The 10,412-nt window shown below is 73.7% G+C and carries 13 protein-coding genes; 6 read left to right on the forward strand and 7 right to left on the reverse strand.

Annotated features, from left to right (window positions below; genetic code table 11):
- Window positions 1-90 precede the first annotated feature (90 nt).
- Complete coding sequence (locus ABD249_RS02170; RefSeq protein WP_344339816.1) at window positions 91-570, forward strand: Lrp/AsnC family transcriptional regulator; 480 nt, start codon at window positions 91-93, stop codon at window positions 568-570.
- Here the strand turns inward: ABD249_RS02170 and ABD249_RS02175 are convergent.
- Window positions 567-1,733: a YncE family protein gene (locus ABD249_RS02175; RefSeq protein ID WP_344339818.1), complete on the reverse strand. Its 1,167-nt coding sequence runs from the start codon at window positions 1,731-1,733 to the stop codon at window positions 567-569. The two genes, ABD249_RS02170 and ABD249_RS02175, sit on opposite strands and share 4 nt — an antisense overlap.
- Window positions 1,734-1,870: 137 nt before the next feature.
- Window positions 1,871-2,293, reverse strand: a complete 423-nt coding sequence (locus ABD249_RS02180) for an OsmC family peroxiredoxin (RefSeq protein ID WP_344339821.1) — start codon at window positions 2,291-2,293, stop codon at window positions 1,871-1,873.
- Between the two features lie 88 nt (window positions 2,294-2,381).
- Between ABD249_RS02180 and ABD249_RS02185 the strand changes: the two genes are divergently transcribed.
- Window positions 2,382-4,151: a cation:proton antiporter gene (locus tag ABD249_RS02185; RefSeq protein WP_344339822.1), complete on the forward strand. Its 1,770-nt coding sequence runs from the start codon at window positions 2,382-2,384 to the stop codon at window positions 4,149-4,151.
- Between the two features lie 6 nt (window positions 4,152-4,157).
- Here ABD249_RS02185 and ABD249_RS02190 read toward each other — a convergent pair whose 3' ends face one another.
- The 3 genes from ABD249_RS02190 to ABD249_RS02200 all read right to left on the reverse strand — a co-directional run bounded on the left by ABD249_RS02190 (window position 4,158) and on the right by ABD249_RS02200 (window position 5,739).
- Window positions 4,158-4,649, reverse strand: a complete 492-nt coding sequence (locus ABD249_RS02190) for a MarR family winged helix-turn-helix transcriptional regulator (protein ID WP_344339825.1) — start codon at window positions 4,647-4,649, stop codon at window positions 4,158-4,160.
- A gap of 108 nt (window positions 4,650-4,757) precedes the next feature.
- Window positions 4,758-5,315, reverse strand: a complete 558-nt coding sequence (locus tag ABD249_RS02195; RefSeq protein ID WP_344339826.1) for a DinB family protein — start codon at window positions 5,313-5,315, stop codon at window positions 4,758-4,760.
- A 100-nt stretch (window positions 5,316-5,415) separates the two neighbouring features.
- Window positions 5,416-5,739, reverse strand: a complete 324-nt coding sequence (locus tag ABD249_RS02200) for a DUF7882 family protein (protein WP_344339828.1) — start codon at window positions 5,737-5,739, stop codon at window positions 5,416-5,418.
- A 325-nt stretch (window positions 5,740-6,064) separates the two neighbouring features.
- On the opposite strand from ABD249_RS02200, the gene ABD249_RS02205 reads away from it, so the two are divergent.
- Complete coding sequence (locus ABD249_RS02205) at window positions 6,065-6,613, forward strand: MarR family winged helix-turn-helix transcriptional regulator (RefSeq protein ID WP_344339829.1); 549 nt, start codon at window positions 6,065-6,067, stop codon at window positions 6,611-6,613.
- Between the two features lie 27 nt (window positions 6,614-6,640).
- Here the strand turns inward: ABD249_RS02205 and ABD249_RS02210 are convergent, their stop codons facing one another.
- Both ABD249_RS02210 and ABD249_RS02215 read right to left on the reverse strand, forming a co-directional pair.
- On the reverse strand, window positions 6,641-7,990 hold the full coding sequence (locus tag ABD249_RS02210; RefSeq protein WP_344339830.1) for an FAD-binding oxidoreductase: 1,350 nt from the start codon (window positions 7,988-7,990) through the stop codon (window positions 6,641-6,643).
- Entirely contained in the window at window positions 7,990-8,535 is a 546-nt protein-coding gene (locus tag ABD249_RS02215) for a histidine phosphatase family protein (protein WP_344339832.1), read from the reverse strand. The genes ABD249_RS02210 and ABD249_RS02215 overlap by 1 nt, the downstream gene beginning before the upstream one ends.
- A gap of 72 nt (window positions 8,536-8,607) precedes the next feature.
- Here ABD249_RS02215 and ABD249_RS02220 point away from each other — a divergent pair, with 72 nt between their 5' ends.
- The 3 genes from ABD249_RS02220 to ABD249_RS02230 all read left to right on the forward strand — a co-directional run bounded on the left by ABD249_RS02220 (window position 8,608) and on the right by ABD249_RS02230 (window position 10,374).
- Complete coding sequence (locus ABD249_RS02220; RefSeq protein ID WP_344339834.1) at window positions 8,608-9,294, forward strand: hypothetical protein; 687 nt, start codon at window positions 8,608-8,610, stop codon at window positions 9,292-9,294.
- A gap of 94 nt (window positions 9,295-9,388) precedes the next feature.
- Window positions 9,389-9,907, forward strand: a complete 519-nt coding sequence (locus ABD249_RS02225; protein WP_344339837.1) for a methylated-DNA--[protein]-cysteine S-methyltransferase — start codon at window positions 9,389-9,391, stop codon at window positions 9,905-9,907.
- Entirely contained in the window at window positions 9,904-10,374 is a 471-nt protein-coding gene (locus ABD249_RS02230; protein ID WP_344339838.1) for an RNA polymerase sigma factor, read from the forward strand. The genes ABD249_RS02225 and ABD249_RS02230 overlap by 4 nt, the downstream gene beginning before the upstream one ends.
- The last annotated feature ends 38 nt before the right edge of the window (window positions 10,375-10,412 follow it).

Genomic DNA, 10,412 nt, shown 5'->3' on the forward strand with positions numbered 1-10,412 from the left:
CGGAAGGTCCGCCGAAGCATCCAGCGCTATCGTGGCCGGATCGGCGGAATCCTTCGTGCGATGCCCCTCCTCGACCGATGCGGAGCGCGGATGCTGCAGCGTGACGACGCCCTCGACGCCACCGACCTCGACCTCCTCGACGTGCTGCGCAGGGATGCGCGCGCGACGAATCGCCAGCTCGCGCGCGCCGTCGGCCTCGCCGAGTCGACCGTCCACGCCCGCGTGCGCAGGCTCGAGCAGCGCGGCGTCATCGCCGGCTACGAGGCCGTCGTGCGGCAGGAGCGCATGGGCCACGGGCTGCAGGCGCTCGTGCACGTCACGCTGCGGCCCGGTGCGCGGCAGGCGAGCATCACGGAGTTCTCCGAGCGCGTCCGCGCGCTGCCCGAGGTGAGCCAGGTCTTCTTCCTCGGCGGCGTCGACGACTTCATCGTGCACGTCGCGGTCGGCGACTCGTCCGAGATGCGCCGATTCGTCGTCGAGCACCTCTCGGGCGACGCGACCGTGGCCTCCACGCGCACGAGCATCGTCTTCGACTACCAGCGCAACGTCTCGACGGCCTCCTTCGACTAGGGCAGCGTCACCGCGACGATCGCCTGCGGCCGCCCGGCGACGGGGACCTCGCGCTGCGCGAGCGTGTCGAGGTCGACGATCGTGAGGCCGTCCCACCAGCCGTCGCGCGTGTAGCCGCCGGCGAGCACCGCCGACCACGCGTCGTCGCCGTCCGCGCGCCACGGCACGACCGTCTCATGGAGCCTCGCGAGGGGCACGACGACGTCGGCGCCGTCGGGCGCGAGGATCTCGAGGCTCGGCCCCTGCGTCGCCGAGCCGAACGCGCCCGTGCCCACGACGAGCGTCGTGCCGTCGATCGCCGAGTCGTCGCGCACCTGCGCGACGCCGTGCTGATGGGTCTGCGCTGCGAGCGGCGCGATCGTCGACGTGCCCGCGAGGGGGTCGACCTCGACCATCGCCTGGCCCTGGAACGGCAGGAGGATCGTGCCGGACGCCGTCACGATGCCGTAGTGCGGCTTCTCCCACGACGCGAAGCCGAGGTCGCCGAACGGCGCCACCTCGATCCTGCGGGTCGCGAGCGTCGCGACGTCGACGACCGTGACGCCGTACGTGTCGTGGTCGACGGTCGCGACCCAGGCGCCGGCGGGGTCGACGAGCACGTCGAACGGGCGCACGCCGACCTCGACCGAGCCCGTGAACGCGCCGGAGGCGACGTCGAAGACCTCGAGCCACGCGGGATCCGGCCAGCGATGCACGGCGACGAAGACGGTCGAGCCGTCGGGCGAGACGGCGATGCCGAGGCCGCCATCGCGGTACTCGCCGAACGTCACGGCCTGCGGCTGGTGCTGGAAGGGCACGAGCGCGGTGCGCGTCATCGACGCGAGGTCGACGATCGCGAGGCCCTCCGCCGTCGCGACGTACGCTCGCTGCGCCTCCTGGTCGGCGGCGACGCCCCAGGGCGCAGCCCCCACCCCGATGGAGGCCACCACGGGGTCCGGCGCATCGGGATCGACGACGGCGAGCGCATCCGAGGCGGCGAGCGTCGTCAGCAGGAGCGCTCGCGGCGGCTCGGACGTCGCGGAGGGCTCGGGGGCGGAGGATGCAGGGGCCGGCCGTGCCGACGCGGTCGGCTGCGTGTCGAGGGCGCCCGGCGCGCAGCCCACGAGCGTCGCGCAGGCGACGGCCAGGGCCGCGATGCGGGCGAGGATGCGGCGGGTGGGCATCAGGGCAGGGTAGCCGGGTGCCCTTCGAGACGGCGGCTCGCTGCGCTCGCGGCCTCCTCGGGGAGCGGGTGGGGGGGAGGCGATGCTCCCGATCCCACCCGCTCCCCGAGGTGCGAGCGGAGCGAGCCTCGAGGGGCTCAGCCCTCGAGCGTCGCGCTCGCGAGCGTGATCTCGATGCCGGCGAGCGCCTGCGACACGGGGCAGCCGGCCTTCGCCTCGTTGGCGATGCGCTCGAACTCGGCCTGGTCGAGGCCCGGCACCGTCGCCGTGACCGTCAGGACCGAGCCCGTGATGCCCTGGCCGGGCACGAAGCCGACCTCTGCGCTCGCGGAGATCGAGCTCGGCGCGTGGCCGGCCTCGCCGAGGGCGTGCGACAGCGCCATCGAGAAGCAGGAGGCGTGGGCCGCTGCGATGAGCTCCTCGGGCGTCGTCTGCCCGCCGCCCTCGGTGCGCGCCTTCCACGAGACGGCGGTCTCGATGCCGGAGGCGAGGGTCGTGGTGCCGGACCCGTCGGCGAGGCCGCCGTTCCAGACGGTGCTCGCGCTGCTCGTGACTGCCATGGTGGCTCCTTCGTCGTGGGTGAGCACCAAGGCTACGTCGGGCGGACGCCCATGGCTCCGGGGCTAGCCTCGACTGCGGGAGGCCGGTATGGAGCAGCATCTCGCCGAGCAGGTCACGATCATCGCGGTCCTCGGCATCGTCATCGTGGGCGCCGTGTCGGCCGTCGCGGGTCGGATCGGGGTCGCTGCGCCGCTGCTGCTCACGGTCGTCGGCATCGGGCTCGGGTTCGTGCCCGGCGCATCCGAGATCATCGTGGATCCCGAGATCATCCTCACGGTCGTGCTGCCGCCGCTGCTGTACGCGGCGGCGCTCCAGGTGCCGATCGTCGACTTCCGGCGCAACCTTCGCGTCATCGCGCTGCTCGCGGTCGTGCTCGTCATCGTCTCCGCCGTGCTCGTCGGCGGCCTCGTCGTGTGGATCTGGCCCGCGGTCGGGCTCGCGCTCGCGATCGCGCTCGGGGCGGTCGTCGCGCCGCCCGACGCCGTCGCGGCGACGTCGCTCGGCAAGCGCCTCGGGCTGCCACCGCGCATCGTCACGATCCTCGAGGGCGAGGGGCTCGTCAACGACGCCACGGCGCTCGTGCTGCTCTCGACCGCCGTGGGCATCGCGGCCAACGCGGGCGACCCCGACGGCGCGGTCGAGCTCGGCGACGTCGTCGGCGCCTTCGCGTGGGCGGTCGTCGGCGCGATCCTCGTCGGCCTCGTCGTCGGCTGGCTCGCCGTCGTCGTGCGTGCGCGCATCCACGACCTCGTCCTCGACACGACGCTGTCGATCGTCGTGCCGTTCGTCGCGTTCCTCGCGGCCGAGCAGATCGGCGCCTCCGGCGTCGTCGGCGTGGTCGTCGCGGGCATCGTCGTCGGCAACGCGAGCCCCGGCCGCGTGGGGGCACGCGAGCGGCAGAGCGAGCGGACGAGCTGGCGCACGTTCACGATGGTCATCGAGCATGCCGTCTTCCTCTACATGGGGCTGCGGCTGCGTCCCGTCGTCGACGCCGTGGAGTCGGCGGAGCAGTCGCTGTGGCAGGTCGTCGGCGTCGGGCTGCTCGTCACGCTCCTGCTCGTGCTGCTGCGGTTCGCGGCGATGCCGCTGCTGCTGTGGTCCATCCGATTCCGCGCACGCAGGCTCGAGCGGCTGCAGCGCCGCAGCACCCAGCGGATGCAGCAGGCCGACGACCGCTTCGCCGACACGAGCGATCGCCGCATCTCGGGCAGGCTCGAGCAGTTCCGCCGCAGGCTCGAGCAGCGCGAGCACGACGTGACGGCCGAGCGCGACCAGGCGCTCGGCTGGCGCGACGGCACGGTGCTCGGCTGGGCCGGCATGCGCGGCGTCGTCACGGTCGCGGCGGTGCAGACGCTGCCGCACGAACATCCGTACTACGCGGCGCTCGTGCTCGTCGCGTTCGTCGTGGCGATCGTCACGCTGCTGTCGCAGGGTCTGACGCTGCCGATGCTCGTGCGGGCGCTGCGCCTGCAGCGCGACTCGACGGTCGAGGAGCGCACCGAGCTGCTCGAGCTCACGCGCCGCGTCGCCGAGGCGGGCAGCACGGCGATGTCGGCGGAGATGGCTGCGCTCGCAGCGCCGCTGTCGGACGACATGCGCGACGAGATCCTGCAGATGCCCGCACGCCGCGTCGAGCGGGCGTCGCGGATGCTGGGCATCGGCGAGGACGTCGACGAGGAGCAGACCCGCGCCTTCGTGGCGGTGCGCAGGGCGCAGCTCGTCGCCGAGCGGGCGGCGCTCAAGGCCGAGCGGCAGCGCGGGGCGTTCTCGTCCGAGACGCTCGCGGCCATGCAGCGCCAGCTCGACGTCTTCGAGATCCAGCTCGACGCCATGACCGGGGACGATCCCGGTCGCTGACGATCGTCAGTCGCGGCAGTCGGCGTCGACGAGGTCACGCACGTGCGCGAGGAAGGCGGCGAGGCGGCGGGCCTCGCCCGGATCCATGTCGGCCGCGGCGGAGCGGATGGACGGCGCGAGGCCGTCGGCGGTGTCGGGCGAGTTGCGCGAGGCGGGCTCGAGCAGCTTGCTGCGCTTGTCCTCCTCGTGCTGGCGCGTGGAGATGAGCCCACCGTCCTGCAGGCGGCGCACGATGGCGCTCACCGACGGCGTCGTGAGCCCGAGGTGGGTCGCGAGCTCCGTGGGAGTCGGGGGCTTGCCGGCGTCGGCGCGCTCGGCGATGAAGCGCATGGCCTCGCGCTCGCTGTGGCCGGGGCCGCAGGACGCCTGCCTCCGGCGCGACAGCCGCGACTCGGCGAGCCGGAGCTCCTCGACCGCCCAGGTGAGCTGCGTCACGGCATCCTCGCCGGGGACGTCGATCTCGGGCGTGCGTGCGCCCTGCGTGGTGGTCGTCGCCATGCTCGCCTCCTTCTGCTCCTCGGGTGGTGCGAGGGATTGACTAGTGACTCTAACCACTTCGCGCGTCCCGGGCACGGGACTGGCGCTCGGCGTCGACTCGTGCAGGCGTCAGTCCGCGATGAGCGGAGCGAAGGGGCTGCTGCCCGCCGGGGCGCTCGCGGCCGAGGGGTCGCGGGCGTCGCGGAAGTGCGCGGCCACGGCGTCGAGCGACGCGTCCGGGATGTCGTGCATGTCGTAGCCGACGTGCAGGTCGACGTGGCTGAGCTCGAGCCAGGCGAGGTGCTCGCGGGCATGGGCCAGCGCGAGGCGAGCCGCGGGGCTCGTCGGACGCATGCCGCTCGCGTGCTCCGCCAGCGCGCCGAGCACGCCGCCGAGCGACGAGGTCAGCGCTGCGACGAGGTCGGCGGGCGCGAGGGCGAGGAGGCGATCGGCCGGCTCCGGTCCGTCCTCGCCGTCGAGCGCGCGCACGGTGCGATCGGCGCGCCGCGCCATGCGGGCGATGACGTGCCTGCGCGTGCCGAGCGCCGAGCGTGCCGAGGCGGAGAGCTCGTCGTCGCCGAGCCGCAGCACGGCGGTGAGGAGGCGCATCGAGGCCGCGCGCAGCTGCGGCAGGAGGTCGTCGACCCGCTGCTCGTCGAGCCGTGCGACGCCGGACGCCATCGTCATGGCGACGCCTCGGCGCCGTCGGTCGTGCCGTGGCGGAGCGTCGAGGGCGCGACGACCTCCGCGTTCCAGTCGCTCCACAGGTCGGTCATGATCGGGCCCATCACGCCGCGACGAGCGCGTCGAGCGCCTGGAGCGCGGGTGCGGCGCAGGCGATCGTGAGGCCCGCGGGCCGGTTGGTGTCGGCGACCATGGCCTCGAGCCGTGCGCGGTCGAGGTCGGCGGCCTCGGCGGATGCGTACGCGTAGACGAGGGTGGCCGACTCGTGGATCCAGATCGACTGCCGCGAGTCGTCGGAGCGGCAGGTGAGGAGGAAGGGCTCGCGCCTGCGCAGCTTCGCCGTCACCACCGCGGCGAGGTGCGCGAGGTCGCCGTCCTCCATCTCGAAGGTCGAGTCGTCTCCGTTGCCGTACCTGAGCGTGCCCATCGCGGTCTCCTTCGCAGCGTCTCACCTCGACTGCCGAGATGAATGTATTGCTAGTTCGTCTAGCAAAGTATCTGACTAGCGACTCCCGAGCAAGTCCGGCGTCCACCGCGCGTGTCGCCAGTCCATCGCCCCTGCACGCCGGGCGACGGGCATCGTGAGCGGATCCTCCGCGGAATCACGGCGATCCCGGAGGTTCGGGCCGCACGGCGCGAGCCGCCTCGCGACCTTGCGCGACGCGAGACGGCTGAGACGTCCCTGCCGATACCGGAGGAATCAACGGAGGGTTCCGGGCCGAATCATCTGGCTGCCACGTAGCATGGCGGCCATGGCGAACGACGAGGGCTCGGAGGCGACGGGCTACTGGTACCCGGACCGCGACGGGGCCTCCACCGTCGACGTCCTCAACCTCCTGCGGCGCTACCGCGCGGCCGAGTCGCGCATGCGCGCGCGCACCCGGTCGTCGATGGAGATGGGCGAGACCGACCTGCTCGCGCTGCGCACGCTGCTCGCGGCGCAGCGCACCGGCGCGCTCGTGCGGCAGCGCGACCTCGCGAAGGTGCTGTCCATCACGTCCGCATCCGTCACGGTGCTCGTCGATCGTCTCGAGCGGTCGGGTCACGTCGAGCGTCGTGCGCACCCGACCGATCGTCGCTCGACGATCGTCGTGCCCACGACCGCGACCGAGCACGAGGTGCGCGAGACGCTCGGCGCGATGCACCGTCGCATGATCGAGGTCGTCGACGACCTCACGGCCGCCGAGCTCGAGGTCGTCGCGCGCTTCCTCTCGGGCATGGCCGCCGCCGTCGAGGAGGCGGGCGACCTCGACGCCGAGCTGCGCGACGTCGTGCGCGAGAACGACGACCGACAGGCCTGACTGGACCGGGCGCGCGTCCCGCGTCGCTCAGTCCTCGAAGACCTTGCCGGGGTTGAGGATGCCCGCCGGGTCGAAGACGGCCTTGATCTCGCGCTGCAGCCGCAGCTGCGTCTGGCCCAGCTCGAGGCCGAGCCAGCGCCGCTTGAGCACGCCCACGCCGTGCTCGCCCGTGAGCGTGCCGCCCATGGCGATCGCACCCTGGAAGATCTCGTCCGCCGCCGCCCACACCGCGGGGGAGGGCTCGGCGTCGTCGAAGACGAACGTGGGGTGCAGGTTGCCGTCGCCGGCGTGCGCCGTCGTCGCGATCGTGACCCCATGCCGCTCGGCGACCTCGGCGCACAGCGCGAACATGTCGGGCATGCGCGTGCGCGGCACCGAGACGTCCTCGACGAGGATCGTTCCGAACGACTCGAGCGCGTAGTGCACCTGCCTGCGCACCTCCACGAGCATCGCGCTGCGCTCGACGTCGTCCGAGAGCTCGGCGTCGCCGCCGTGCGCCTCCACGATCGCGAGGGCGTCGAGGGCGATGGCGTCCGCGCCGACGTCGTCGAGCTGCAGCAGCACGAACGCGCCCTCCATCGCCCGACCGGTGTACGCGGCGAGCATGCGCACCGACTCGGTGCCGACGAGCTCCATGATCGCGGGACGGATGTGCGCGGCCGTGATGGCGGCGCACGCGCGCGCCGCGGCCGTCTCGTCGGCGAAGAACGCGCCGATGGTCCACACGCCGCCGGGCACGGTCGGCCGCAGGCGCAGCGTCGCCTCGACGATGACGCCGAGGGTGCCCTCGCTGCCGATCATGAGGGCTGCGAGGTCGAGGCCCGTGACGCCCTTCACCGTGCGGTGGCCGACGTCGATGCGCTCGCCCGATGCGAGCACGACGCCGAGCGCGAGCACGGCCTCGCGCGTGACGCCGTACTTGGCGCACAGCAGGCCGCCGGCGTTCGTCGCGATGTTGCCGCCCACCGTCGAGATCGCGCGGCTCGCGGGATCGGGCGCCCACCACAGGTGATGCTCGGCGAGCGCGACGTTGAGGTCGGCGTTGAGGATGCCGGGCTCGACGACCGCGAGCTGGTCGGCGGCGGAGACCTCGAGGATGCGGCGCATGCCCGAGACGTCGATGCTCAGCTCGCCCTCGCCCGTGTTGGCGCCGCCGGCGAGGCCCGTGCCCGCACCGCGCGGCACGACGGGCACGCCGTGCTCGCTCGCCCATCGCAGCGCGGCCTGCACGTGCTCCACCTCGGTGGCGCGCACGACCGCGAGGGGGCGACCGTCGGCGCGGTGGCCCGAGCGATCGGCGCGCGCGGCCTCGAGGGAGGCCTCGCTCGTGTCGACGACGATCCCGGGCGACGCTGCCCGGAGGGAGTCGAGATCCATCAGACGAGCACCACGCCCTCCACGGGGGTCCAGGCGCCCGGCGCGCCCTCGAAGCGGATCGACTCCGCGTTGCGCGGCGTGCGCGTCTCGAGGCCCGTCGTCGCGTCGGCGAAGGCTCGGATGAACGTGCCGTGCGTGACGATCACGAGGTGGTCGACGGCGTGGCGCTCGGCGACGGCGTCGACCGCGGCGACCGCACGTCGCTGCAGCGCCTCGTACGACTCCTCGCCCGGCCACGCGGTGCCGAAGCGCTCGGTGGCCTCGGCCTTCGTGAGCCCCTCGACCTCGCCGTAGGCGCGCTCGACGAGCCGCGGGTCGCGCTCGAGGACCTCCATGCCGAGCCGCTCGGCGATGATGTCGGCCGTGACGGCCGCACGCGAGAGCGTCGACGAGACGATCGCGTCCCAGCGGTCGTCGGCGAGCAGCACCGCCGCCTCGAGCGCCTGCGCCCGCCCCGTGTCGTTGAGGGGGATGTCGCTCGTGCCCTGCATGCGCAGGTCGAGGTTCCAGTCCGTCTGGCCATGTCTCACGAGGGCGATCTGCACCGCTCGAGCCTACCCGCGGCCGCTCGTCCCCGGCGTCTTGCGGATCGTCGTCGCGCCGTGCGACCGTCGGGCATGCGAGTCGCAGGCGTCGTGCCGGAGGATGCCCCCGATCCCGCGATCGCGGCGTGCGCGACGGCTCGGACGCTGCCGGTCGCCGTGCGCTCGCTCGTGGTGCAGCCGTCGCTCGAGCGCATCCCGCACCCCTCGGTGTCGAGCTCGGGCGCCGCGGGCGAGCAGCCCGCGTCGATGGAGGTCGCCTGGTCGTACACGCTGTGGCGGGTGCCGGGCGATCGCGACGACCCTGCGAACCTCGCCGACCTCGACGAGCGGACGCGCGCGAGCCTCGACGACGTGCCGCCGTGGCCGCGGCCGGCCTGGCTGCTCGACGTCGTCGAGCGCCTGCGTCGGCCGATGCTGTGGGAGGCCGTGCGCACCTCGTGGGAGCGCGATCGCGACGCGGGCGAGGCGGAGGTCGTCGGCGCGCTCGTCGAGCACCTCGCGTCGGTGCTGGTGAACGGGTTCGACGAGGAGCGCGGGCCCGGCGCCCGATGGGATCGCCCGGAGCTCGTCGCGCCCGGCTCGGTGCGCGCGGCGGAGGTCGTGGTCGACGGACGTGCCTGGCCGGGGGTGGCCATCGAGGGCGATCGCCACGTGCTCGGCCTGGGCGTCGCGCTGCCGGATGGCGCGATCGTGACCGCGGCGCTGCCGCGCGACGCCCTCGCGCATCTCCAGGTCGCGTTCGCGTCGGTCGTGCCGTGAGGCGCGGCGTGCGCGTCCCGCGCAGGTCGATCGCATCCACACCTCACATTCCGGAGGGCTCGTGCGTCAGCAGGGTGCGAGAGGACGTGGACCCATGAACGACACCAGGCACGCCATCGTCGACACGACCGTCGGCGCCATCACGATCGTCGGCGGCGCCGCCGGCATCCAGGGGCTGTACTACGCCGAGCACCGACCCGCCCCCGATCGGGAGCGGTTCGGCCAGCGCGACGACGCATCGCTCGCCGACGCCGCGTCCCAGCTCCACGAGTACCTCGCCGGCGACCGACGAGCCTTCGACCTCGCGCTCGACCCCGTCGGCACCCCCTTCCAGCTCCGCGTCTGGCACGAGCTGCGGCAGATCCCGTACGGCGAGACGCGCACGTACGGCTGGATCGCGACCCGCATCGGGCAGCCGACGGCCGTGCGCGCCGTCGGGCTCGCGAACGGCCGCAACCCCATCTCGATCGTCGTGCCCTGCCACCGCGTCGTCGGCGCGAACGGTGCGCTCACGGGCTACGCGGGCGGCGTGGCGTGCAAGCGGGCGCTGCTCGACCTCGAGCGCGGCGACCTGCTCGACGGCTCGGGCGTCGCGCTAGATTCCGTTGCGTGACGCGGGAGCCCTTCGAGCGCGTCGTGCGCGAGCACGGGGCGACGGTCTACCGCGTCGTGCGCGCCGTCGTCGGCCCGTGGGATGCCGACGACGCCTGGAGCGACGCCTTCCTCGCAGCGCTCGAGGCATATCCGAGGCTCGACGCCGACGCCAACGTGCGGGGGTGGCTCGTCACGATCGCGCACCGCAAGGCGATCGACGTGCTGCGTCGCTCGTCGCGTGCGCTCCCGGTGGCCGAGGTGCCCGAGCGGCCGGCGCCGTCGCGCGACCCCGACCTCGACCTGCGCCGAGCGCTCGCGTCGCTGCCCGACCGGCAGCGGTCGTGCGTCGTGCTGCATCACCTCGGCGGCATGCCCTTCGACGACGTCGCGGCGGCGCTCGGCGTCTCGTCGGCGGCGGCGCGCAAGGCGTCGTCGGACGGCGTGCGCAGGCTCCGCACCCTCCTGGAGGTCGGCCATGACGACTGACGACCTGCTCGGCGCCGTGCCGGCGGGCGACGCCGACG

Source organism: Agrococcus versicolor (assembly GCF_039531815.1).
Classification (GTDB): domain Bacteria; phylum Actinomycetota; class Actinomycetes; order Actinomycetales; family Microbacteriaceae; genus Agrococcus; species Agrococcus versicolor.

Coding starts and splice junctions, on each gene's coding strand:
- ABD249_RS02170 (WP_344339816.1), top strand. CDS start 91: ATGCTGCAGCGTGACGACGCCCTCGACGCCACCGACCTCGACCTCCTC.
- ABD249_RS02175 (WP_344339818.1), bottom strand. CDS start 1,733: ATGCCCACCCGCCGCATCCTCGCCCGCATCGCGGCCCTGGCCGTCGCC.
- ABD249_RS02180 (WP_344339821.1), bottom strand. CDS start 2,293: ATGGCAGTCACGAGCAGCGCGAGCACCGTCTGGAACGGCGGCCTCGCC.
- ABD249_RS02185 (WP_344339822.1), top strand. CDS start 2,382: ATGGAGCAGCATCTCGCCGAGCAGGTCACGATCATCGCGGTCCTCGGC.
- ABD249_RS02190 (WP_344339825.1), bottom strand. CDS start 4,649: ATGGCGACGACCACCACGCAGGGCGCACGCACGCCCGAGATCGACGTC.
- ABD249_RS02195 (WP_344339826.1), bottom strand. CDS start 5,315: ATGACGATGGCGTCCGGCGTCGCACGGCTCGACGAGCAGCGGGTCGAC.
- ABD249_RS02200 (WP_344339828.1), bottom strand. CDS start 5,739: ATGGGCACGCTCAGGTACGGCAACGGAGACGACTCGACCTTCGAGATG.
- ABD249_RS02205 (WP_344339829.1), top strand. CDS start 6,065: ATGGCGAACGACGAGGGCTCGGAGGCGACGGGCTACTGGTACCCGGAC.
- ABD249_RS02210 (WP_344339830.1), bottom strand. CDS start 7,990: ATGGATCTCGACTCCCTCCGGGCAGCGTCGCCCGGGATCGTCGTCGAC.
- ABD249_RS02220 (WP_344339834.1), top strand. CDS start 8,608: ATGCGAGTCGCAGGCGTCGTGCCGGAGGATGCCCCCGATCCCGCGATC.
- ABD249_RS02225 (WP_344339837.1), top strand. CDS start 9,389: ATGAACGACACCAGGCACGCCATCGTCGACACGACCGTCGGCGCCATC.